This window comes from Microbacterium sp. HJ5 (assembly GCF_054824025.1).
On record NZ_JSYE01000031.1, the window covers coordinates 26,976 to 50,229 of the forward strand.

The 23,254-nt window shown below is 71.3% G+C and carries 20 protein-coding genes and 1 tRNA gene; 14 read left to right on the plus strand and 7 right to left on the minus strand.

The window, feature by feature from the left end; genetic code table 11:
• Positions 1 to 6 precede the first annotated feature (6 nt).
• Genes OB08_RS13890 through OB08_RS13900 form a run of 3 tightly spaced genes read right to left on the minus strand, consistent with a single transcriptional unit; the run spans position 7 to position 5,071 of the window.
• Positions 7 to 1,605, minus strand: coding sequence for a Na+/H+ antiporter subunit D (locus OB08_RS13890; RefSeq protein ID WP_461475699.1), 1,599 nt, complete (start codon positions 1,603 to 1,605; stop codon positions 7 to 9).
• Positions 1,602 to 2,150 carry a Na(+)/H(+) antiporter subunit C gene (locus tag OB08_RS13895; protein WP_461475701.1) on the minus strand — a complete coding sequence of 183 codons (549 nt, stop codon included), beginning with the start codon at positions 2,148 to 2,150 and terminating at the stop codon, positions 1,602 to 1,604. Before OB08_RS13895 ends, OB08_RS13890 begins: the two co-directional genes overlap by 4 nt.
• Positions 2,147 to 5,071, minus strand: a complete 2,925-nt coding sequence (locus OB08_RS13900) for a Na+/H+ antiporter subunit A (protein WP_461475703.1) — start codon at positions 5,069 to 5,071, stop codon at positions 2,147 to 2,149. The genes OB08_RS13895 and OB08_RS13900 overlap by 4 nt, the downstream gene beginning before the upstream one ends.
• Positions 5,072 to 5,239: 168 nt before the next feature.
• On the opposite strand from OB08_RS13900, the gene OB08_RS13905 reads away from it, so the two are divergent.
• Positions 5,240 to 6,829 carry a hypothetical protein gene (locus tag OB08_RS13905; RefSeq protein WP_461475705.1) on the plus strand — a complete coding sequence of 530 codons (1,590 nt, stop codon included), beginning with the start codon at positions 5,240 to 5,242 and terminating at the stop codon, positions 6,827 to 6,829.
• Position 6,830: 1 nt separating this feature from the next.
• On the opposite strand, the gene OB08_RS13910 is transcribed toward OB08_RS13905, so the two are convergent.
• The gene (locus tag OB08_RS13910; protein ID WP_461475707.1) at positions 6,831 to 7,880 is read right to left on the minus strand and encodes a LacI family DNA-binding transcriptional regulator; all 1,050 of its coding nucleotides are present in this window, start codon (positions 7,878 to 7,880) and stop codon (positions 6,831 to 6,833) included.
• Between the two features lie 112 nt (positions 7,881 to 7,992).
• Between OB08_RS13910 and OB08_RS13915 the strand changes: the two genes are divergently transcribed.
• From OB08_RS13915 to OB08_RS13935, 5 genes are all read left to right on the plus strand, one after another.
• On the plus strand, positions 7,993 to 9,198 hold the full coding sequence (locus tag OB08_RS13915; protein ID WP_461475709.1) for an MFS transporter: 1,206 nt from the start codon (positions 7,993 to 7,995) through the stop codon (positions 9,196 to 9,198).
• Between the two features lie 27 nt (positions 9,199 to 9,225).
• Positions 9,226 to 9,921 carry an endonuclease NucS gene (gene nucS / locus OB08_RS13920; protein ID WP_461475711.1) on the plus strand — a complete coding sequence of 232 codons (696 nt, stop codon included), beginning with the start codon at positions 9,226 to 9,228 and terminating at the stop codon, positions 9,919 to 9,921.
• A 92-nt stretch (positions 9,922 to 10,013) separates the two neighbouring features.
• Positions 10,014 to 10,697 (plus strand): HAD hydrolase-like protein, encoded by a 684-nt coding sequence (locus OB08_RS13925; protein WP_461475713.1) that lies wholly within the window; start codon positions 10,014 to 10,016, stop codon positions 10,695 to 10,697.
• A complete protein-coding gene (locus OB08_RS13930) occupies positions 10,690 to 11,955 on the plus strand; it encodes a coiled-coil domain-containing protein (RefSeq protein WP_461475715.1) in 1,266 nt (421 codons plus the stop codon). Before OB08_RS13925 ends, OB08_RS13930 begins: the two co-directional genes overlap by 8 nt.
• A gap of 27 nt (positions 11,956 to 11,982) precedes the next feature.
• The gene (locus tag OB08_RS13935) at positions 11,983 to 14,055 is read left to right on the plus strand and encodes a bifunctional lysylphosphatidylglycerol flippase/synthetase MprF (protein ID WP_461475717.1); all 2,073 of its coding nucleotides are present in this window, start codon (positions 11,983 to 11,985) and stop codon (positions 14,053 to 14,055) included.
• 151 nt (positions 14,056 to 14,206) lie between these two features.
• Here OB08_RS13935 and OB08_RS13940 read toward each other — a convergent pair whose 3' ends face one another.
• Entirely contained in the window at positions 14,207 to 14,413 is a 207-nt protein-coding gene (locus OB08_RS13940) for a cold-shock protein (protein ID WP_191765018.1), read from the minus strand.
• A 327-nt stretch (positions 14,414 to 14,740) separates the two neighbouring features.
• Between OB08_RS13940 and OB08_RS13945 the strand changes: the two genes are divergently transcribed.
• The 4 genes from OB08_RS13945 (at position 14,741) to OB08_RS13960 (ending at position 17,226) form a co-directional block, all read left to right on the plus strand.
• Entirely contained in the window at positions 14,741 to 15,379 is a 639-nt protein-coding gene (locus OB08_RS13945) for a GntR family transcriptional regulator (protein WP_461475718.1), read from the plus strand.
• A 27-nt stretch (positions 15,380 to 15,406) separates the two neighbouring features.
• Positions 15,407 to 15,721, plus strand: coding sequence for a GNAT family N-acetyltransferase (locus OB08_RS13950; RefSeq protein ID WP_461475720.1), 315 nt, complete (start codon positions 15,407 to 15,409; stop codon positions 15,719 to 15,721).
• Between the two features lie 261 nt (positions 15,722 to 15,982).
• A complete protein-coding gene (locus OB08_RS13955) occupies positions 15,983 to 16,687 on the plus strand; it encodes a hypothetical protein (protein ID WP_461475722.1) in 705 nt (234 codons plus the stop codon).
• Entirely contained in the window at positions 16,684 to 17,226 is a 543-nt protein-coding gene (locus tag OB08_RS13960) for a DUF4352 domain-containing protein (RefSeq protein ID WP_461475724.1), read from the plus strand. Before OB08_RS13955 ends, OB08_RS13960 begins: the two co-directional genes overlap by 4 nt.
• A gap of 386 nt (positions 17,227 to 17,612) precedes the next feature.
• On the opposite strand, the gene OB08_RS13965 is transcribed toward OB08_RS13960, so the two are convergent.
• Positions 17,613 to 18,974 carry a hypothetical protein gene (locus tag OB08_RS13965; protein ID WP_461475738.1) on the minus strand — a complete coding sequence of 454 codons (1,362 nt, stop codon included), beginning with the start codon at positions 18,972 to 18,974 and terminating at the stop codon, positions 17,613 to 17,615.
• Between the two features lie 80 nt (positions 18,975 to 19,054).
• Positions 19,055 to 19,138, minus strand: a tRNA-Leu gene (locus OB08_RS13970).
• A 235-nt stretch (positions 19,139 to 19,373) separates the two neighbouring features.
• On the opposite strand from OB08_RS13970, the gene OB08_RS13975 reads away from it, so the two are divergent.
• From OB08_RS13975 to OB08_RS13990, 4 genes are all read left to right on the plus strand, one after another.
• Positions 19,374 to 20,120, plus strand: a complete 747-nt coding sequence (locus OB08_RS13975) for an FhaA domain-containing protein (RefSeq protein ID WP_461475726.1) — start codon at positions 19,374 to 19,376, stop codon at positions 20,118 to 20,120.
• Positions 20,117 to 20,650: an FHA domain-containing protein FhaB/FipA gene (locus OB08_RS13980; protein ID WP_461475728.1), complete on the plus strand. Its 534-nt coding sequence runs from the start codon at positions 20,117 to 20,119 to the stop codon at positions 20,648 to 20,650. Before OB08_RS13975 ends, OB08_RS13980 begins: the two co-directional genes overlap by 4 nt.
• Positions 20,651 to 20,668: 18 nt before the next feature.
• A complete protein-coding gene (locus tag OB08_RS13985) occupies positions 20,669 to 21,907 on the plus strand; it encodes a PP2C family protein-serine/threonine phosphatase (protein ID WP_461475730.1) in 1,239 nt (412 codons plus the stop codon).
• On the plus strand, positions 21,904 to 23,254 hold a 1,351-nt coding region (locus OB08_RS13990; protein WP_461475732.1), incomplete at its 3' end, for an FtsW/RodA/SpoVE family cell cycle protein. The genes OB08_RS13985 and OB08_RS13990, both read left to right, overlap by 4 nt.

The window sequence follows — 23,254 nt, forward strand, 5'->3', positions numbered from 1 at the left end:
CGGCGGTCACGGCTGCACCCCCTGCCCGAGGTCGTCGGTGCCGACGTCGAGCTCCTGCTCGAGCTGCACGAGGCTGACCGGCTCGAGGAGCGAGGCGCCGATGCGCGCGCACACGTCGTACAGGGGTCCTGCGAAGACGGTGAGCGCCACGGTGATCGCCACCATGCCCGCCGTCGAGGCCGTCATGATCTTCGGAATGACACGGCGCTCGGTGTCGACGCCGCCGGGGGAGGCGCCGAGGTACGAGATGCGCGCCTCGGTCTCGGCCGAGTCGTCCTCCTCGCGCCAGAAGGCGAGGTTCCACGCGCGCATGAGCGCGTAGAGCGTCAGCAGCGAGGTCAGGATGCCGCCGACGATGAGCACCATCATGATCGGCGTCCCGACTTCGGCGGCCGCGTCGAACAGCGCGAACTTGCCGATGAACCCGGAGAAGGGCGGCAGTCCTCCGAGGTTGACGGCGGGGATGAAGTAGAGGATCGCGATGACCGGCGCGGCCTTCATCAGACCCTTCACGCGAAGGATCGACGTCGAGCCGGCGCGGCGCTCCACGAGGCCGACGGCGAGGAAGAGGGTCGTCTGCACCACGATGTGGTGGACCATGTAGTAGATCGTCGCGCCGATCGCCGCCGGGGTGGCTATCGCGAGCCCGAAGATCATGTAGCCGATGTGGCTGACGAGCGTGAACGACAGGATCCGCTTGAGCTCCGCCTGCGCCACCGCGCCCAGCACGCCGACGATCATGGTCGCCAGGGCCACGATCATCAGCAGGAGGTTCACGTCGTTGTCGAGGAAGAGCTCGGTCTCGGTGCGGATGATCGCGTAGACGCCGACCTTCGTCAGCAGGCCCGCGAAGACCGCCGTAACGGGTGCCGGCGCGGTCGGGTACGAGTCGGGCAGCCAGAACGACAGCGGGAAGACGGCCGCCTTGATGCTGAACGCGAGCAGCAGCATGAGGTGCAGAACGAGCTGCGTCTCCTGCGGCAGCTCGCCCATGCGCTGCGAGATCTGCACCATGTTGACGGTGCCGAGCGCCCCGTAGATCACCGCGATCGACGACAGGAACAGGATCGACGACACCAGCGAGACGACGATGTAGACGACGCCCGTGCGGATGCGGGACTCGGTCGAGCCGAGAGTGATGAGCACGTAAGACGCGACCAGCAGGATCTCGAATCCGACGTAGAGGTTGAAGAGATCGCCGGCGATGAAGGCGTTGAAGATGCCGGCCGCGAGGATCAGGTACGACGGGTGGAAGATCGAGACCGGCGTCTCGTCGTCGCCGTCGGCGGCGCCCTGCCCGACCGAGAAGAGGAGGACCGCGAGCAGCACGATGCTGGACACCAGCACGAGCAGCGCCGCCAGGCGGTCGACGTAGAGCACGATGCCGAAGGGCACCGGCCAGCCGCCGACCGACACGGCGATCGCCTGGTCGCTCGAGTCGACGACCCACAGCAGGATCGCCGAGATGACGGTGGTCAGCGACAGGGTCGCGACCGACACCATGACCTGCGTCCGGCGGTGGCGTCCGGAGATGAGGGCGATCGCCGCGCCGAGCAGCGGCAGGGTGACGAGCAGCGGGACCAGGGCGGGCGCGAAGCCGATCATGCGTCGTCACCGCCCTTGGCCTCGGGTGCGGCGGGACGGTCGACGGGCGCGTCGTCGCGCAGCCCCGCGAAGTCGCGGGGCCCGAGGACCGTGATCGGCGACGTGTCGAGACCGACGAAGTCGGTGGTCGCGTCGTCGTCCTCGTCCTCGATCTCTATCTCCTCGTCCATGGTCTCGTCGACGTCGGCGGTGCGTTCGCGGATCGCACGGTCGGCCTCGTCGTCCTCGACCGTGTCGGCCTGCCCGAGCTGCCACGACCGGTAGATGAGCGCGAGCAGGAAGGCCGAGATCGCGAACGTGATCACGATGGCCGTGAGCGTGAGCGCCTGGGGCAGCGGGTCGGACATGTCCTCGGGATCGTCGGCGGCCCCGAAGAACGGCGCCACACCCGGCTCGCCCATGACGATCAGCAGCAGCAGGTTCGCCGCGTTGCCGAGCAGGAGGAAGCCGATGAGCACGCGCGTCAGGCTGCGCTCGAGCATCGCGTACACGCCGCACGCGAAGAGCACGGCCATGATGACGATGAGGACTCCGGACACGCTCATGTGACGCTCACCCCCGCCGGCTGGCCCTCGCGGGCCTCCTGCGCCTGGCGGTCCACCTCGGCGCCGAGGCTGCGCAGCACGTCGAGCACCAGGCCGATGACGACGAGGTACACGCCGACGTCGAAGAGCGTCGACGTGACGAACTCGACGTGGCCGAGCACGGGCAGCTCCGCCTCGAAGAACGTGCTGGTGAGCGGGGCCGCGCCGAAGAACAGCGGCACGACCGCGCACGCCACCGCGATCGACATGCCCACGCCCAGGAGGCGTCCGGCGTCGGTGGGCGCCGCCGCCCCCAGCTCGTAGCGGCCGCCCGCGACGTACCGCATGACGAGCGCCATGCCGGCCACGAGCCCGCCGGCGAATCCGCCGCCCGGAAGGTTGTGCCCTGCGAACAGCAGGTAGAGCGACACGATGATGATCGTGTGGAAGAGGATCCGCACGACGACCTCGAGCATGATCGAGCGGTTCTCGGGCCGCACGCGCTGACCGCCGACGAGCCACGCCATCCTGCCGCCACCGCCCTCGCCGCGCGGCTTGACGCCCTCGGAGGTCTCGACGAGCGTGCGGCGCGTCCGCGCGGCCGCGGCGGGCAGGGGAGCGATGAAGCGCGAGAGCGTGTCGGAGCGGTGCGTGACGAAGACGAGGGATGCCACGCCCGTGGCCGCCAGGATGAGCACCGACAGCTCGCCCATCGTGTCCCAGCCGCGCAGGTCGACGAGCGCGACGTTCACGACGTTCTTGCCGTGCCCGAGCTCGTACGCCAGCTCGGGGAACCGCTCGGAGATCGGCTTGTAGGTGCGTGCGGCGGTCGCCACCAGCGCGACCCCGGCCATCGTCGCGCCGACCGCCGCGCCGAGCACCGCGCGGGCGACCGGCCACACCGAGGCGTTGTGCTCGCCCATGCGCGACGGGATGCGCCGAAGCACGAGCGCGAAGGCGACGAGCGTCACCGTCTCGACGAGGATCTGCGTCAGCGCGAGGTCGGGGGCGCCGCTCGTCGCGAAGAGCAGGACCATGCCGAGGCCGGTGGCCGAGACGAGCACGACGCCGGTGTACCGCTTGCGCGCCCGCACGGCGATGAGGCCCGCGATGATCATGATGGGCGCGACCACGAGCTGCATGGGCGTGTGGAAGGCGTCGAGCTGCGCCTTCCACTGCGGGCTCGCGAGCAGTGCCGTGCCCTCCGCGGCGACGAAGACGACGAAGATCGTGCCGACGTAGACGGGCAGCGAGCCGCGCTGGGTCAGGCTGGTCGTGACGACCGAGAGCCGCGCGATTCCGCGCAGCACCGCGTTGTACGCGTCGGCCGCGGTGAACGGCAGGACGCGGCGCGACCAGCCGGCGCGCGCAGTGAACCAGAAGGCGACCGCGCCCAGCGCGATGGTTCCGAGGGAGATGAACAGGGCGGGCTCGAGCCCGTGCCACAGGGCGAGGTGGGCCGGATGCTCCGCCGCACCCGCCGGCGCCAGATCGGCGTAGCCCGCGAATGCGACGTCGAGCAGCGGCGCAGCGAGCCCGGCCACGACCGTGAGCCCCGACAGCAGGACCGGGGCACCCAGGAAGCCGATCGGCGGATCGGGCCACGCCGTCGCCGGCACCGCCTGCCGCGAGGCATCCTTCTTGGTCCAGAACGCGCCCCAGATGAATCGGATGCCGTACGCCGCGGTCAGGATCGATCCGAGGACCACTCCGGCGAAGGCGACGATGCCCCACGGCGAACCGGCGAGCGCCTCGTCGAGCAGAGCGGTGAGCGCGCCCTCCTTGGCCACGAAGCCGATGGTGGGGATGACGCCCACCATCGACGCGACCGCAATGATCGAGAACGTCGCCATCACCGGCGCCTGACGACCGACCCCGCTGAGCTCCGCGATGTCGCGCGTCGAGAGCTGGCGGTCGATGACGCCGACGACGAGGAACAGCGCGGACTTGAAGAGCGCATGGCTGAGCAGGAGCGCGAGACCGGCGAGTGCGGCGTCGCGCGTGCCGTAGCCGAGCACGACGGTGAGGAAGCCCAGCTGGCTCACCGTGCCGAACGCGAGGATGCGCTTGAGGTCGGTCTCGCGCAGCGCCTGGTACCCGGCGAGCAGCATCGTGAAGACGCCGAGCGAGATGACGATCGGCCGCCAGGTGGGCGCGACGGCGAAGACGGGCGCCAGCAGCGCGATGAGGTAGATGCCGGCCTTCACCATCGCCGCCGCGTGCAGGTACGCGCTGACGGGCGTGGGTGCGGCCATGGCGCCCGGCAGCCAGAAGTGGAAGGGGAAGATCGCCGACTTGCTGAGCGCCCCCACGAGGAGCAGCACGAGAGCGGCGTCGACGATCGGGCCGGTGGGCGCCTCGGCGAGGATCGTCGAGATGCTCGAGGTGCCGGCGTCGACGACGAGCAGGACGACGCCGATCAGCATCACGAGCCCGCCGAGGGTCGTCACGAGCAGCGCCTGGAGCGCGGCTCGTCGGCTCGCGGCCCGTCGGTTGTAGTAGCCGATGAGGAGGTACGACAGGACGCTCGTGGTCTCCCAGAACATGACGAGCACGACGAGGTCGTCGGTGAGCACGAGTCCGTACATGGCGCCGGCGAACGCGAGCAGCACCGCCGAGAACTGGCCGAGGCCCTCCCTCTTGCCGCGGAAGTACCAGCGGCAGTAGATCATCACGAGGGCGCCGACCCCGGTGACGATGAGCGTCATCAGCCAGCCGAGGGTGTCCATGCGCATCGACAGCTCGATGCCGAGGGGCGGAATCCAGTCGTACGACTCGAAGGGGATGTCGCCCGCGAGCACGGCCGGCGTGTACGCGACGGCCTGGCCGAAGGCGATCAGCGGCAGGATCGAGGCCACGTAGAAAGCACGCGGCCCGATGCGGGCGACGAGCCACGGAAGCACCAGCGGAACGAGTGCGAACGCGCCGAGGACGAGGAGCATGGCGGCCTCCTCGTGGTCGTCGTCGGCCGGGGGCTCACGCGCGCGGCTCGGGCGATCAGGGTGTCCGGTCCAGTCTAACCGGGGTGCCCCGCCCTCAGGCCGCCGGGTTGCGCTGAGTGGTCCGACGCGCAGCCCGGGCGAGGGGCGGTGGCGTGCGAGAGTGGTCCCGTGCAGGCCGACCCCGCCGTGATCCGCGCGCCGCGCTGGGTGCGCGAGCTGCTCGGGTGGGCGACCGCGCTCGCGGTCGCCGTCGCCGCGGTCGCCGCGGTCGCGTCCTCACCGCGGGGGGACCTGCTCTTCCGCGACGGCGACTCGCTCGTCACATCGCTCGTGGTGCGGTCGGTCGCGGCCGGCCAGCCGCAGGACTGGGCGATGTCATCGGTGCTCTTCCTCCCGGAGACCGCCGTCCTCGGCGCGCTGTCGCTGCTCGGCCTCGGGGTCGCCGGCACGCTCGCCCTCGCGGGCGTGGTCAACCTGCTGGCGCTGTACGGGGCGCTGCGGGTGGCTGCCGGCGCGGCGAGCGTCGCAGGTCCCGCGGGCGAACCCCCGGGCGCACCCGGAGCGGCACACGCGACCCGCGCCCCCGTCGCCGGTGCATTGCTGGCCCTCACCGGATTCGCGCTCCTCATGGTGACCGAGACGTCGCCCAGCCGCGATGCGCTCGAGCTCGCGTCGCTGCTGACGACGACCACGTACTACAGCGCGGCGGTGGTTGCGACGGTGCTCGTCGTCGGCTTCGCGCGACGCGCGGTCGAGGCGCCGGGGCGGCGGTGGCCGCTCTGGCTGACGGGGGCGGTGGCTGCGGCATCCGTCCTCTCGAACCCGCTCTTCGCGGCGTGGGCGGTCGTGCCGCTCGTCCTGGTGCTCGCGCTCGTCGCGGTGATCGCGCCGGCCGTCCGGCGCTCCGCGGTCTGGATGATGGTCGCGCTGGTCGCCGGATCGGTCGTGGGCTTCGCCGGCCGGATGCCGCTCGCCCGCCTCATCGCGAACACCGGCGCCGGCTACGCCGACCCGTCGCGCTGGCTCGAGTCGGCGGGCTACTACGGCGCGCTCGTCCTCGATCGCGGCAGCACCCTCCTCGGCGGGTTCGGGATCGCGCTCGGTGTGGGCCTGTGGGTCTGGTGCATCGTCGCGGCGGCGATCCTCGCGAGGCGGAGCGAGATCGGTCCGGCGCTCGTCGCCGCGTGCGGGGCGGTCATGCCCGTCCTCGTCGCGGTCGGTGCCGTGGCCCTCGGCACTCATGCCGCGCGCTACCTCGAGCCGCTCGCGTTCGCACCGGTGCTCGGGCTCGTCGTGCTGCCGGGTCTGCTCGGGCGCCGGGAGAGAGGCCCGAGCCTCCCCGTGCTCGCCGGTGCGGCGGCGCTCTCGCTCGTGGCGGCGTCGGCGATCGGCATCCCGCGCCTGAGCTCGGCGGCGAGCGCCCCCGATCCCGACCTCGACTGCGTCGTGAAGTGGACGGATGCCTCGTCCCGCACGGGCGCCGGGCAGTTCTGGACGGTCCGGCTCGCCAAGGCGCACCTCGACGATCCGCGGCGCCTCGTGCAGGTCGACCACGAGCTGCGGGGCTATGCGTGGCTGGTGAACCGCGACGACTTCCGGGTGGGCGAGGTGTCCTTCCTCGTGATCGACGAGGAGTCCGTGCCGTTCGCCCTGCCCGAGGGCGCGACCCTCGACGACGCCACGCTCATCGACTGCGGCCGCTACACGATCGCGGACTTCGGCGAGCGGACGCTCGGGCTCGGCCCGCAGCGGTCCTGAGTCAGACGGCCGGCGCGGGGCCGGTGGTGTTCCCCTCGCGGAACTCGCACGTGAAGCTGATCGACGCCGCGTCGCCGCCGTCGAGCATCGCGGCGACGGCGCGGCCGGCGGCCCGGCCCTTGTCGGCGGCCGGCTGCACGAGCGTGGTGAGCTCGTAGGGCGCGAGACCGTCGACGACGATGCCGTCGAAGCCGGTGACGCTGACGTCCTCCGGCACGCGGAGCCCCGCCTCCTCGGCCGCGCGGATCACGCCGGCGGCGAGCAGGTCGCTCTGCGCGATGACCGCGGTGGGGCGATCGGATGCCTCTGCGAACAGCACGCGGCCCGCCGCGAGCCCCTCGTCGATGAAGCTCCCCGCCGCGGCGTAGGCCGGGGCGTCAGGGAACACGTCGAGGGCGCCGGCGAGCCGCTCGCGCGTGACGTCGACCGTGATGGCGGTGCCGTCGAGGATCCAGCCGCCCTCCCAGCCGCCGCGCGCCGGGAGCGCGACGACCGCGACGCGGCGGTGCCCGAGCGCCCGCAGGTGACTGGCGGCCTGGCGCTGCGCCTCGCGGTTGTCGAGCCCGATGCGGGGCACGTCGTCGCCGGCGTCCCCCTCGATCACGACGACCGGTATGCCCCGGGCCCGGACGGCGTCGAGGGATTCGCGGAGGTGGCCACTGCAGCCGACGAGCACGGCTGCGTCGAGCGGCGCCGACATGAGCGACGACCCGCCGCTGCCGGGGTCGTGGTCGCGCAGCAGCAGGAGGCCTGCGCCGAGCGGTGCGACGCCGTCCGAGAGGCCGTCCATCATGAGCGTCTTGACGGGATCGAGGAAGGCGGTGCCGAGGTGCTCCTCGAACACGACGCCGACGATGCCGGATCGTCCGCGGCGCAGCGAGGCGGCTCGGGGGTCGGGGCCGGTGTACCCGAGTGCCGAGGCGGCGTCGAGCACGCGGCGACGCGTCGCGTCGGACACTGGGGTCTTGCCGCTGAAGACGACCGACGCCGTCGACGGCGAGACGCCCGCCTCGCGCGCGACGTCGGAGATGGTTGCCCGGCGTGTGCTCATGTCGCAACGATGGTAGCGCGTGGGAAGTCGGCCCGTCGAATCGATTCGACACCGGTCGAATCGATTCGCTACAGTGTCTGCCATGGAACTCGTCCTCACCCGCTCCCAGTAAGTGCGCTGGCGCACGGCCGTCTTCGCGATCTTCCTCGCGAGCGGCCTGAGTATCGCCACGTGGGCCTCGCGGGTGCCGACGATCAAGGAGACGCTCGGCGTCGACAACATCCAGATCGGCCTCATGCTGCTCGGCGCCGGCATCGCCTCGATCGTCGGTCTCTCCCTGGCGACCCCGGTGCTCGCCCGGTTCGGCGCGCGCAAGGGCATGCTCGTCGCGATGATCGTCTTCGCGGCCGGCGTGCTCCTCATCGGCGTCGGCACCGACGTCGCGCAGAGCTTCGTGTTCGTCGTCGGGGGCCTCGTCCTCTTCGGCCTCGGCAACGGCGCCGTCGACGTGATGATGAACGTCGAGGGCGCGGCGATCGAGAAGCAGGGCGGCAAGACGATCCTCCCGCTGTTCCACGCCTTCTTCAGCTTCGGCACGGTGATCGGCGCCGGCATCGGCGCCTTCGCCGCCGCGCAGCACATCAACGTGCTGGTGCACACCGCCGTCATGTCGGTCGTGATCCTGGTGATCGCATTCGCATCGTTCGCGAACGTGCCCGCCCGCGAGCTGACCGGCGACACCGAGGCCGAGACCGACAAGCCGCACTGGCGCGACCGCCTGCACACGTCGCTCGAGGCGTGGCGCGAGCCGCGAACCTACGCGCTCGGCGTGATCATGCTCGGCATGGCGTTCGCCGAGGGCGGCGCGAACGACTGGCTCGCCCTCGGAATGGTCGAAGGCCACGGTGCCACCCCCGCCGTGGGCGCCCTCGGACTCACCGTCTTCTCGGTCAGCATGACCGTCGTCCGCATCTTCGGCGGCCCGCTGGTCGATCGCTTCGGCCGGGTGAACACGCTGCGCGTGCTGTCCGTGCTCGCCGCGGGCGGACTGCTGCTCTTCATCCTCGCGCCCACCATCCCGCTCGTCTTCGTGGCCGCGGCACTGTGGGGCGCGGGTGTCTCGCTCGGATTCCCGCTCGGCATGTCGGCTGCGGCCGACGACCCGGCGAAGGCGGCGGCGCGCGTGAGCGCAGCGGCCACGATCGGCTACATCTCGTTCCTGTGCGGCCCGCCGATCCTGGGCTTCATCAGCGAGCAGATCGGACTGCTGAACACGCTGTACATCCTCGTCGCGCTGGCCGTGGCATCCGGCATCGCCTCACCCGCCGCCAAGCCGATCGCCGGCTCGACGGTCGGCGCCGGGCACGCGCGTCACTGACACCGGCGGCGGGGCTAGGCTCGTCGGGTGCGTCTCGTCATCGCCCGCTGCTCCGTCGACTACACCGGTCGGCTGACCGCGCATCTCCCGCTCGCGACGCGCCTGCTCGTGCACAAGGGCGACGGCAGCCTGCTCGTGCACTCCGACGGCGGCTCGTACAAGCCCCTCAACTGGATGAGCCCGCCCTGCCGGCTCGAGGTGGAGGAGCCGGATGCCGACTCCGTCGCCGCCGGTGTCGTGGAGCACTGGCGCGTGACGCACGCCAAGACCGGCGACGCCCTCCTCGTGCGCATCTACGAGGTGCTCCACGACTCGTCGCACGAGCTCGGCATCGACCCCGGCCTCCAGAAGGACGGCGTCGAGGCCGACCTGCAGCGCCTCCTCGCCGAGCAGGTCGATGTGATCGGCGACAACCTCACGCTCGTGCGGCGCGAGTTCCCGACGGCCATCGGCCCGGTCGACCTGCTGCTGCGCGATCCTGCGGGCGGCACGATCGCCGTCGAGGTGAAGCGCCGCGGAGACATCGACGGCGTGGAGCAGCTCACGCGCTACCTCGAGCTGCTCGGCCGCGATCCGCACCTCGCGCCCGTGACCGGCGTCTTCGCCGCTCAGGAGATCAAGCCGCAGGCGAAGGTGCTCGCCGCCGACCGCGGCATCCGCTGCGTCACGCTCGACTACGAGGGCATGAAGGGCATCGAGTCCGGCGCCCCCCGGTTGTTCTGATGCAGCCTCAAGTCCCCGCCGGTCGAGGAGGCGCGCCAGCACCGTATCGGGACCCGACCGACGCACCTCGTCCCCACCCATAGGCTGGACCCATGCCGACCCGATCTCCCTGGACCTGTGTGCTGTGGGACGTCGACGGCACGATCGTCGACGCCTCCGACGGCATCCTCCGCCGCCTGACGATCACCCTCGAGCACTTCGGCAAGCGCCCGCCCACCCGCGCCGAGCTGGTGCACTGGATCGGGCCGCCGATGTACGACTCGTTCCAGGTCAACGTCGGCATGACGCCGGAGGAGTCCACCGAAGCGGTCGCCTTCTACCGCGTGCTCGGCAAGGCCGACGGCTACACCACGGGGGCGAAGCTCTTCGACGGCGTCGCCGAGCTGATCCGCGACGTGGCTGCCTGCGGGATCCCGCAGGCGACCGCCAGCTCGAAGCCCGAGATCCAGGTCGTCGCCCTCATGGACCACTTCGACCTGTCGACCTCGCTCACCGCGATCGCCGGCGCGACGCCCGACGAGAAGACCCTGAGCGCCAAGGCCGACATCGTCGCCGAGGCTCTGCGCCGGCTGCGCGCGGCCGGCGTAGACACCAGCCGTCCCGTGCTCATCGGCGACCGGCACCACGATGTCGAGGGGGGCGCCGCCCACGGGGTTCCGGTGATCTTCGTGCGCTGGGGCTTCAGCTGGCCGCACGAGGCGGACGGCGCGCAGGCCGCCGTCGACGACGTCGCGCAGCTGCGCCGCCTGCTGCTCTTCGAGGACCTCGATGGCTGAGATCGTCGGGGCGGTCCTCGCGTGGCTCGTGCCCGCGCTGATCGTGTTCGGCGTCACGGCGATCCTCGTCGCCGTGGTGGTGTGGGCCGCACGCCGCGCCCGCCGGTCTCCTCGTGCCCGGGCCGCGGCCGAGCAGGATCGGGCCCGCGCGGGCGCGACGCTCGTGCGGCTCGACGACGAGGTGGCCGAACTCGACCTCGAGGTGGGGCTGTCGGGCGCGCTCTACGGCGGCGGCGCCCCCGCGTCGCTGCGGCGCGCGCGCCTGAACGGCCAGCATGTGCGCGACCAGTCGTTCGACGAGTACCGTGCCATCAGCGAGCCGGGCGTGGCCCCGGACGAGATCCGGCGCCTCGCCGCCCGCATCGACAAGCGCTCCGCCGAGGCGCTGCGAACGATCGCCGCGGCCCGCTCCGAGCACGCCGCGTGGGTGCAGGCCAACATCTCGGCGGCCGGCCAGATCGCCGCTGCCCGCGAGCGTCTCGCCGGTCTGCGGGCGTCCATGGGCGATCCGGCCGCGCTCGTGTCGGAGCTCGCCGCCCGGTTCGACGAGGACGAGTGGCAGGATGCCGCGCGCGCCGCCCGCGATGCACTCCACGAGGCCGACGAGGCCGCCCGCCGCCTCGACGCCGCCGCAGCCCACGCGCAGGACCCCACGCGCAGCGTGCTCGCCGAGCTCGGCGGCGCCGAGCGGTCGCTGCGGCAGGCGGAGGCCGACGCGCGCATCCTCGAGGAGGCTCACCGGCTCGTGCTGCAGGCCGCGCAGGCGGTGCCCGGCGAGGTCGACGCCGCGCGCGTCGCACTCCATCAGGCGCACGTGACCCGCGAGCACCTCGACCCCGCAGACGCCGAGAAGCTCGGAGCGGAGCTGCGCGCCATCGACGCCGAACTGACGGCGATCGAAGCGGATGCCGCACGCCGACCATCCCGCACCGTCGACCGCATCGCACGCCTGCGCAGCCGGCTCGACCTCGCACTCGGCGACGCGCGCACCGCGCAGCAGCGCCTCCGCGGTGCCCGCACCGCCCTGCCGGGGACGCTCGCGGCAGCCCGCGGCGCGATCGCGCAGGCCGAGGCATCCGTCGCCCATTCGCGCGCCAGCGCGGACGCCCGCTCCCGGATGCTGTCGGCCCAGCACGAGCTCGCGCAGGCGCGGCAGGCGGGCGATCCGGTGGCCGCGCTCGACGCCGCGCGCCGCGCGCTGCGTCACGCCGAGGATGCGATGGCGCTTGCCGACTACGACCGCCTCGGCCGGCCGTGACGCGCGCGGCGTCGCTATCGTGAAGCCATGACCGACGCCGGGAAGCGATCGCGCCACGCCCTCGCGTCCGTGATCGCACGGATCCCGGTGACGCTCTCGCTGATCGCGGTGCTGCTGGCGGTCGGCGTGATCTGGGGCGGCCTGTGGAGCCCCTTCTCCGAGGACCCGCTCTTCGGGAGCGTCGCGTACGGGCTGCCGGCGCTGGCGGAGGGCCGGTGGTGGACGCCGGTGACCGGCACGTTCTTCGTCGACCACCCGATCGTCTACGCGTTCGTGATCCCGAGCTTCGCCGGGCTCGCCTACCTCGAGCACCGGCGCGGATCGCTCAGCGCGCTCGGCTATTTCGGCGTGGGGCAGCTCTTCGCGATCTTCGCGAGCGCGCTCTTCCTGTGGGCGGCCTCCGCGCTGCCCTGGCCGTGGGCGCAGGCCGAGGCCGCCGTGCTCGACGTCGGACCGTCGGGCGGAACCCTGGCCGGCATCGCGGCCGCCGTCGGCCTGCTCGCCTCTCCGTGGCGCGTGCGCGGATGGTTGTTCCTGCTCGGCTTCAGCTTCGTCACGCTGTTCTTCTGGGGTTCGCTCGCCGACCTCGAGCACGCGTTCGCGGTGCTGCTCGTGCTGTTCGTCGACCGATCGCTGCGCATCCAGCGCACGACGGTGCGCGAGCAGAGGCTCATCGCCTTCGTCGCGGCGCTGGCGATCCTCGCGGTCGAGATCCTGACACTGCTCGTTCCCACCGACGGGCCGTTCGGGCACACCGCGGCGACCGGAGGATCGTTCCTCGACATCGCGGTCGACGTCGTCGTGATCGCGCTCCTCGCGAACGGCCTGCGTCGCGGGCGCCGCTGGGCGTGGGTCTGGACTCTCGTGCTCGCCTCCGTCAACGTCCTCACCGGCGTGCTCCTCGTGGTGCTCGCCTTCGTGCTCGGCCCGGAGCGCCTCGACGACCGGTTCGGCGACTTCAACGTCGCCATCGCACAGTCGGCGATGTGGCTGCTGCTCCTCGTCTACCTCGTCTGGGTGCGCCGGGCGTTCCGGGCGCGGCGGCGCAGCCGGATCGGCGGGTCGCCGGTCCCGACCGCCGACGACGCGCGCGCCGCGCTGCGCGCACACGGCGGAGGAACCCTGTCGTGGATGACGACGTGGGAGGGCAACAGCTACGCCCGCACCGGCGACGGCATCGTGACCTACCAGCGGCGTGCGGGCGCGGCCGTCGTGCTGGCCGACCCGCTCGGTCCGGAGGCGTCGCGCGCGGCATCCGTCATCGAGTTCATCCGCTCCGCCGAGCATGCCGGGCTCGTGCCGTGCTTCTTCAGTTCGAGTGAGGCGACGCGGTCGGCGGTCCCCGCGGGGTGGCGCAGTCTCGTCGTCGCCGACGACACCATCGTCGATCTGCCCGGGCTCGCGTTCACCGGCAAGCGCTGGAACGCGGTGCGCACATCGCTCAATCGCGCAGGGCGCGAGGAGATGACGTTCCGGATGACCCGGCTGCGGGACGAGCCGTGGGGCATTCGCCAGCAGCTGCGCGCCATCTCGGAGATGTGGGTCGGCGACAAGGGGCTGCCCGAGATGGGCTTCACCCTCGGAACGCTCGACCAGGCCGAGGACCCTGAGGTGCGGCTGGCCCTGGCGGTCTCGCCGCGCGGCGACGTCGACGGTTTCCTCTCCTGGCTGCCGGTGTACGGCGGCGGCGGCGCGGTGCGCGGCTGGACCCTCGACCTCATGCGCCGGCGCGACGACGGGTTCGGGCCGGTGATGGAGTTCCTGATCGGCTCGTCTGCGCAGCTGTTCTCACAGGAGGGCGCCAAGATCATGTCGCTGTCGGGCGCGCCGCTGGCTCACGAATATCCGCCGGATGCCGGTGCCATCGCCTCGCTGTCGGATCGACTGGCCGGCATGCTCGAGCCCGTCTACGGGTTCCAGTCCCTGCACCGGTTCAAGAGCAAGTTCCACCCGCGCTACGAGACGATGTACCTGCTCTTCCGCGACGAGAGCGACCTGACGCGCATCGGCGCCGCCCTCACGCGCGCCTTCCTCCCCGACGCGACGCTGCGCCAGTTCGCGGGCGCGGGGCTCGAGCTCGTGCGCGGCGACCGCGACTGACGGAGATTGTCGCCTGCGGTTCGGCCGGCCCCGGGAAACGCGAAAGCGCCCGGCCGAAGCCGGGCGCGACTGAGCCGCGGCACCTGCCCGACGCTGGGCGAAGGAGATGCCGCGGCGCAGCTCCGCTGATGCGGGCCCGAAGGCCCGAGGCTCAGATGGGGCGGATGTTCTCCGCCTGCAGGCCCTTGGGGCCCTGGGCGATCTCGAACTCGACCCGCTGGTTCTCCTCGAGGGAGCGGTAGCCGCTCGCCGCGATGGCGGTGTAGTGCGCGAAGACGTCTGCGCCGCCCTCGTCGGGAGCGATGAAGCCGAAGCCCTTCTCCGAGTTGAACCACTTGACGGTGCCCTGCGTGCTCATTACTTGCCGTTCTTTGGGGGTGCCCGCGCTCATGCCACGAGTCACAACCAACGTAATGGTGTATGGGGCGCACCGCGACACGGGTTTCACAGGGTGTGACACAAACGTTGCAGACAGCGGATGCCGCAACCCGCCGGCCCATCGGACGCCCGGGCTGAGCAGTGCTCGAAGCCCGGGCGTCGACGGATCCCCCCGGATAGGCCACGCCGAAGCGTGACAGGCTCATGGTACCGATATATCGGCGTCGCGGCGAGGCCGGCGTGGGGAGTGGTGACCCCCAGGAAATGTTCATGCGCCTGAATCGGCAGTCGTACACTGGTCGCACTCATGACCGTCCCCCTCGCCCCTCTGGTCCCTCGCGGCACCGTCCTCGGTGACGAGGTCTACACGCGCCTGGGCGAGGCGATCCTCGACGGCAGTCTCGCTCCGGGGGAGCGTCTGCGCGACCACGACCTGGCCGAGTGGCTGGGCGTCTCGCGCACCCCGGTGCGCGAGGCGCTGCAGCGGCTGGAACGGGTCGGACTCGTCGAGGTGTCGCCGCACCGCTACACGCGGGTGTCGGTGCCCAACACCAAGGCCCAGGCCGACACGCTCGAATTCGTCGCCTATCTGATGGGCAACGCCGCCCGCATGGCGATCGCGCACGGGGCCGACGACGAGCTGGACGACGTCATCGCCGAGCTGGACCACGTGATCGCAGCATCCCGCGCCGATGACTACGCCGAACTCCTGCGCGCGAGCCACCTCTTCTTCGCCAAGCTGACGCGCGCCACCGGCAACGTCGCCATCCTGCGGTTCATGCGCGAGGCCGAGCTCGCGATCCGGCGCAACATCTCGACATGGCGTCCGTTGATCGAGTGCCCGGTCGGGCGCTCGTCGGCGTACGAGGACTTCCGCGATGCCATGATCCGGCGCGACGGCGCACGCGCCGAGGCGCTGCTGCGCGAGCTGCACGGTCTCTCCTGAGTCAGAGGCGCTCGCTACGGTGGGCGTGTGAACCACATCGAGCTGCGCGACCTCGACGACGACGACCTCGACGCCATCTTCGAGATGATGCGCGACCCCGACGCGGTGGCGATGGCGGCGTTCACCGCGGAAGACCCCGACGACCGCGCCGCCTTCGACGCGTGGATCGCTCGCCAGCGCGGCAACCCCGACGTCCTGGTGCAGGTGGTGACCGAGAACGGCGGCTTCGCGGGGACGGCGGCGGCCTTCACGATCGACGGCGATCGCGAGGTGAGCTTCTGGATCGCGCGCCACGCGCTCGGCCGCGGCGTCGCCACCGAGGCGCTCCGCCACCTCGTCTAGCGTGAAGCCGTCCGGCCGCTGTTCGCTCGTGCGGCCGCCCACAACGCCGGCTCGATCGCCGTCCTCACGAAGGTGGGCTTCACCGAGGTGTCGCGCAACGTCGACTACGCGCCGGGTGTGCGCCGCGAGGTCGAGGAGATCGTCTTCACCCTCGTGCCGATGCTGGAGTAGGGCCCGACGAGCAGCCGCTCGCGGCGGCACCCGCCCGCCGAGGTCGCGTGTGTCCGGCCAGGGCCGATTCGCCGCCATAGGATGTGGCTCGTGACCGTCCCGCCCGTTCCCCCGGAAGTCGGCGGAGATCAGGCCCCTGTCGAACCGGCGAGCGGGGCGCGCCGGCTGGCGCGCATCTCGGACCGCGTGCCGACCGCGTGGTTCGCGGGAATCCTCACGGTGGCGTTCCTCGGCGTGACGGCCGCGTTCGGCGGACTCGACGCCACCGCCGCGCTGCCGATCAGCGAACTCGAGGCGGGGGACACCCACGAGAACGCCCAGTTCGCCCTCACGATCGAGAGGGCCGTGCTCATCGACGAGCTTCCGGAGGCCGGCATCTTCCTCGAGGAGGACTCGGATCAGCGTGTGCTCGCGGTCGTGCTCACGGCCGAGAACGTCTGGACCGAGGCGCAGGCATCCAGCAATGCGAACGGCACGCAGGGCGTCATGGGATCGGTGCGGATCGCCGAACTGGGCGATGCTCCGGCCGAGTCCATCGCCCGCTTCGACGACACCACGATCAACCCGTACCTCCAGCCGGGCGTGCCTGCGCAGCTCGTGCTCACGTGGGCGGTCGACGCCGAGAGGTTCGCCGAGGGGGATGAGCTGCACGTCGAGTTACGCGACTTCAGCCTCTACACCGGGCAGCTGATCACGTATGGGCAGTCCTGGCAGGACCCGGTCGATGCCGCCGTCCTCACGGTCGATCTGACGGATGTCGGAGCCGGCTCCGACGCTTCGGGAGCCGAGGAATGAGGCGGTGGCTCGTCTGGACTATCGGCGTCGCGCTGCTCGTGGCGGCCTGGGGCGTGGTGCAGCTCACCCCTGCAGACGATGACGCGCAGCGGCCGTTCGTGGTCCCGGCCGCTGTCGGAGAGACCGCGTCGGGGCGCACGTTCGAGGTCACGGTCACCGATGCGCGGATCGGGGATCGTGCCGTGGCGAGCGGCTGGCAGGCCGACGGGACATGGCTCGTGATCGACCTCGAAGCCTCGGCTCGCGGCGAGGAGACGGGCGCGCGCCTGGAGCATGCCGTCTTCGTGGTCGACGGGGTCACCTATCGGGCGAGCGAGCGGCCGGACTCGCTCTTCGAGTCGGCGCTCTCCGTCGGGATCGCGCGAAGCGGGAGCATCGCGTTCGAGCTTCCCGAGAACCTCTCCGAACGCACGGGGGTGCTGCACCTGGCGATGGACGACGAGACCCGGCTCGACTCGATCGTGGAGGTGCCCCTCGATCTGGCGGCCCTCGCGCGGGACGCCGACGTCGAGCTGCTCCCCGACGGATGGGCCTCATGACCCGCGGCTGGTGGCGGCGGAACGCGGTCGCGCTGGTCGCCGTCGCCGTGCTGCTGCCGGTGACCGGCGCCGTCATCGCGGGGAACGAATGGTGGGCGCGGAATCAGGCCCAGCCGGTGTTCGCCACGACCGCGCAGCCGGGCCAGGAGATCGCCTACGCCGGTGCCACCTGGGGCCCCGCGACGGCCGCGTTCGCCTCTCCCGGCTCCGACGATGACGTTCCCTCCGGCACCCGGCTCGTCGTCGTCGAGGTTCCCGTCGCGCCGGACGCGGACGGAATCGGATGCCTCCGCCCGACGCTGCGGGAACTGTCGGGCGAGGGCCGCCAGTGGAACGACGCGACGAGCCACGTCGACTGGGACTACGAGCTCGACACCTTCTGCGACTCAGAGTCGACCGGGTCGTTCACCCTCTCGCTGCCATTCCTGCTCCCCGACGACGCGGAGGGGCCCTTCGGCGTCGACATCCAGGTCGGCGACGAGCTGCCCGGGTTCGTCCGACTCGTCGTCGCGCCCTGACGGCGCGGCCGGCGCGCCGATGAGGGCGCCGATCGTGGCGTCGTACGCACTGGCGATCACGGCGGTGCGCACCGGCTCGATCACGAGCGGCACGAGCAGCAGCAGGGGCGTGCCGGCGACGAGCCAGAACGTCCAGAAGTCGTGGGGCCCGACGAGCCGGATGAGTCCGATGCGCAGCCACTGCTCGGCGAACATCACGATGGCGTAGAGCAGGACGTATCCGCCGATGAGAATCGGGCCGCTGCGCCACATCAGCACGATCGCGCGCCACACCGGGCGGAATCGCGATCCGACGCCCGAGCCGATGTCACCCAGCCGCCGTCGCACACGCTGCGGCACCGAGCCGTACCGGGCGCGGGCCTCCTCGACGAGCCGTCCGCGCCATTGCACGCCCTCCGGCGAGACGGCCTGGCCGTAGATGACGCCGGCGATGGTGAGCCACGCGAGGGGCACGAGGATGAGGGCGCCGACCTCGCCGAGCACCCAGCCCACGGCATCCCACGCCCATCCCAGTGGCGCGAACCAGCCGCCGATCCAGGCGCGCGCATCCGCGAGCCACGCCATCGCCTGCCTCGACTCGATCCAGCCGGTCACCTGATCCAGCGCCTCGCCGATGAAGTAGGCGGCGAGGAAGATCCACAGTGCCTCGAGATAGGTCGCGACGAGGGCCGTCCAGCGGGGCAGCCTCATCTGCCAGCGCTTCCAGGCCCAGCGGCCCGCGAACGCGAGGACGATCACGGCGATCGTCCAGGGCTCCCAGGCGAGCTCGGTCACCGCCCCCGAGGTGTCGACGGCGACGGTGACGCCGGTCTCGACCGACTCGGCGAGGCCCGCGAACTCGCGTCCGGACTGCACCGCGAGCGCGGCGTCGAGGTACGCCGCGACGTCCTCGACGAGGAACCCCAGCAGCGCGTACACCGCGATGAAGGGCAGCACCGACGACAGCAGCGCGTCGCGGAAGCTCCGCAGCCGTTCGTCGCGGTCGGCGGGCGGCGGCGCGATCGCCCCGAGGCGAACCATGCCGTCGCGCAGGACGAGGAACATCGCCACCACGCTGATGAGCTTCGCCAGGATCGGCAGCGGGAGCAGCAGCATGCCGCCGAGCGCCGAGTATCCGCCCACGAAGCCCGCGAGCTCGATGCCGAGGTAGCGACCGAGCGTGCCCGCGAGGTACCACGCGACCAGCGCCGGCCAGTGCGCGGCGAGCAGACGCCCCGTCATCACGATCATCGCCCGCACGCTCATACGGTACCGGCCGCCGCGACCCGGAACGGGAAAGGCCCCCGGGAACCGGGGGCCTTTCTCGTGTGTGCGCGAGGGGGGAGTTGAACCCCCACGCCCTTTCGGGCACTGGCACCTGAAGCCAGCGCGTCTGCCTATTCCGCCACTCGCGCGAGCCGCGGCATCCGGAGACACCGCGAAACTCAACTTCCCGAGGATATCACGCAGCGACGCGGCTCCCGAACTCGGAGGATCGCCGGTACTTCGGAACATTCCGGCGGAATCCTCCGAAGGATGGAGGATCCTCCGAGAAACGGTGACTCGGGGCCATCCCGGCGATCGGTTCACGGGCATTCCAGACTGTGCAACTAGCATGTACCAACCGGCACCCCCCGTCCGAGGAGCCCCGTGGGACTACTTGACAGCTTCGAGAAAGGTCTGGAGCGCGCAGTGAACAGCGCGTTCGCCAAGACCTTCCGCAGCGGCATCCAGCCCGTCGAGATCGCCTCCGCACTGCGGAGCGAACTCGACAAGAAGGCCGCCGTGGTGAGCCGCGACCGCATCCTCGCGCCCAACACCTTCACGGTGCACCTCGCTGCCGCCGACGACGAGAAGATGTCGGCACTCGGCGATGCCCTCGTGCACGAGCTCGACACCCTCGTGCACAAGCACGCCAAGGCGCAGGGCTACTCGTTCGCCGGTCCCGTCTCCATCGCCCTGCAGCGCGACGAGCAGATCTCGACCGGCACGCTGCGGGTGGAGTCGTCGACCGCGCAGGGCGGCCGGGTGTCGTGGCGCGGTGTCGTCGACATCGCGGGGAAGAGGCATCCGCTCGTCAAGGGCCGCACGGTCATCGGCCGCGGCAGCGACGCCGACATCACGATCGCCGACGCCGGCACCAGCCGCAAGCACGTCGAGATCCTGTGGGACGGCGAGCGCGCGATGGTCCGCGACCTCAAGTCGACCAACGGAACGCTGCTCAACGGGAACAAGGTGACCGAGGCCGCGCTGCCGCCGGACTCGACCGTCACGATCGGCCGGACCGACATCGTGTTCCACGTCGTCGCGCAGGCCGCCCCGCCGCCGAAGCCCACGATGAGCCCCGACGACGCGACCCGTGCGTACAACCTGCGCGACGGAGGTCCCCTGCCGTGAGTGAACTGACGCTCCTCCTGCTGCGCATCGGCTTCCTGGTGCTGCTGTGGGCCTTCGTGTTCGCGGTCATCTACTCGCTGCGCGCCGACCTCTTCGGCGTGAAGGTCCGCAAGATGCCCGAGCCCGCCGCCGCCGGAGTCCCCGCGGCCGCGGCATCCCGCCCCGGCGGGGCCACCGCTCCCGTCGCGCCGGCAGCGGCGCCCGCCGCAGGCCCGAAGGGCGGACCGGCGACCGCGTCGTCGGTGTCGCGCATCGTGATCACGAGCGGTCCCAAGGCCGGCATCGAGCTGCCGCTCGGCAACGAGCCGCTCACGATCGGGCGCTCGAGCGAGTCGGCGCTGGTCATCCGCGACGACTACACCTCGAGCCACCACGCGCGTCTCGTGCTGTGGGGCGACCAGTGGATGATCCAGGACCTCGACTCGACGAACGGCACCTGGCACGACGGCGTGCGCGTGAGCGCACCGGTGCCCGTGACGATCGGCGCCCCGATCAAGGTCGGCGCGACGACGTTCGAGCTGCGGAAGTAAGCGGCGGTCCCCACACCCATGGTCTTCCAGGGCTCGAGTGCCGCCATCTCCCACACCGGCAAGGTGCGGTCGAACAATCAGGACTCCGGCTACGCCGGTTCGAATCTGTTCGTCGTCGCCGACGGCATGGGCGGGCACGCGGGCGGCGACGTCGCCTCGAGCCTCGCCATCGCGCGACTCGAGAGCCTCGATCGCCCGTTCGCGTCGACGGCCGAGGCCGAGCGCGAACTGCGCGATGCGATAGCGGATGCCGCGACCGAGCTGATCGACACGGTCAACGTGCGCCCGGAACTCGCCGGAATGGGCACGACCGTGAGCGCGCTCGTCATGGTCGACGACTACGCCGTCATCGCCCATATCGGCGACTCGCGCATCTATCTGTTCCGCGAGGGCGCGCTCACCCAGATCACGACGGACCACACGTTCGTGCAGCGGCTGGTCGACTCGGGGCGCATCACGCCCGAGGAGGCGCGCTATCACCCGCGTCGCTCGGTGCTCATGCGCGTGCTCGGGGACATGGATCCCGACCCCGAGCTCGACACGTTCATCATGCCGACCCAGCCCGGCGACCGCTGGCTGCTGTGCTCCGACGGACTGTCGGGCGTGGTCGACGATCCCCACACGTCCAAGGCCCTCGCCCTCGGACTCGCCCCGGGCCGCACGGCCGACAACCTGCTGAAGCAGGCGCTCGACGGCGGCGCGCCGGACAACGTCACCATCGTGATCGTCGACGTCGGGGGGCAGCATCCGCTCTTCTCGGGCACGCCCACGGTCGTCGGCTCCGCGTCGAACCCGGTGGGACTCGGCGTGCCCGCGGCGCGTCCCGGACGCACGAGCTGGCTCCACCCCAACCGGCAGGCGGCCAATGAGCCGACGCACTTCGAGCCGGCGGCGGAGTTCCTCGAGGAGCTCATCGAGGAGGACAAGCGCCGGGTTCGGCGTCGGCGCATCGGCTGGATCGTCGGTCTCGCCCTCGTCCTCGCGCTCATCGCGGGAGCGCTGTGGATCGGCTACCAGTGGACGCAGACGCGCTACTTCGTCGGCGCCGACGACGACACCGTGGTGATCTTCCAGGGCGTGCAGCAGGGCATCGGCCCGATCTCGCTGTCCACGCCGTACGAAGACACCGAGATCCCCCTCGACTCGCTGTCGGAGTTCGCGCGCGTCACCGTCGTTCAGACAATCTCGGCGAGCTCCCTCTCAGACGCCCGACGTATCGTGCAGACGATCAGCGAGACGGCGGGAGGAGGCTCATGAGCGGCTCGACGAGCACGGCGACCGAGGCGGTCTCCACCGACACCGCCGTCGTGCGGGCCCTCCGCCGGATCCGCGTGCCGCAGACCCAGCGCAACCGCGAGCTCGCGCTGCTGGTCTTCGCGTTCGCGATCAACGGCTCCGCTGTCGCCCTCGTGCAGCTCGGCGCCGTGGGCGCGATCGACTGGACGTTCCTCGTCTACTGCGGCGGCCTGACCGCCCTCGTCGTGGCGCTGCACATCGTGCTGCGACTGCGGGCGAGGGATGCCGACCCCTTCGTCGTACCGATCGCGACCCTGCTCACCGGGCTGGGCCTGGCGATGATCTACCGCATCGACATCGCGATGGAACGGCATGGCTGGGAGGCCTTCTCGACCCGCCAGCTCGCGTGGGCCGCGATCGCGCTGGTCGGTGCGGTGCTCGTCGTGCTGCTGCTGCACAACTACCGGGTGCTGTTCCGGTACACCTACATCTTCGGCTTCGTCGGCATCGGGCTGCTCATCCTGCCGATCATCCCGGGGCTCGGCACCGATGCCAACGCCGACGTGTGGGTCTCACTCGGCTTCTTCTCCTTCCAGCCCGGCGAGCTCGCGAAGATCGCCCTCGCGATCTTCTTCGCCGGCTACCTCGTGCGCACGCGCGAGAGCCTGACGTCGGTCGGCACGCGGTTCCTCGGCATGACGTGGCCGCGCGCGCGCGAACTCGGCCCGCTGCTCGTGCTCTGGCTGATCTCGCTCGGCATCATCGTGATGCAGCGCGACCTCGGCACCGGCCTGCTGATCTTCGGCATGTTCGTCGCCATGCTGTACGTCGCGACCGGCAAGACGAGCTGGGTCCTCATCGGCGTGACCCTCGCCGCGGCCGGAGCCCTGATCGCGTCGCAGGTGCTGTCGTACGTCAACGGCCGCTTCACGAACTGGCTGGATGCCTTCAACCCCGAGGTCATCGAGGCGAACGGCGGCAGCTACCAGCTCGTGCAGGGAATCTTCGGCCTCGCGCAGGGCGGTCTCATCGGCACGGGGCTCGGTCAGGGCAGGCCGTACCTGACGCCTGTGTCGGAGAGCGACTACATCCTTCCTGCGCTCGGCGAGGAGCTGGGGCTCGTCGGCGTCTTCGCGATCCTCTGCCTGTACATGGTCTTCACCAGCCGCGGAATCCGCATCGGACTGGCCGGCCAGGACGACTTCGGCAAGCTCCTCGCGACCGGCCTGTCGTTCACCATCGCGCTGCAGGTGTTCATCATGGTCGGCGGCGTCACCCGCATCATCCCGCTCACGGGCCTGACCACGCCGTTCCTCGCGGCGGGTGGTTCGTCGCTCGTCGCCAACTGGATCATCGTCGCCCTGCTGC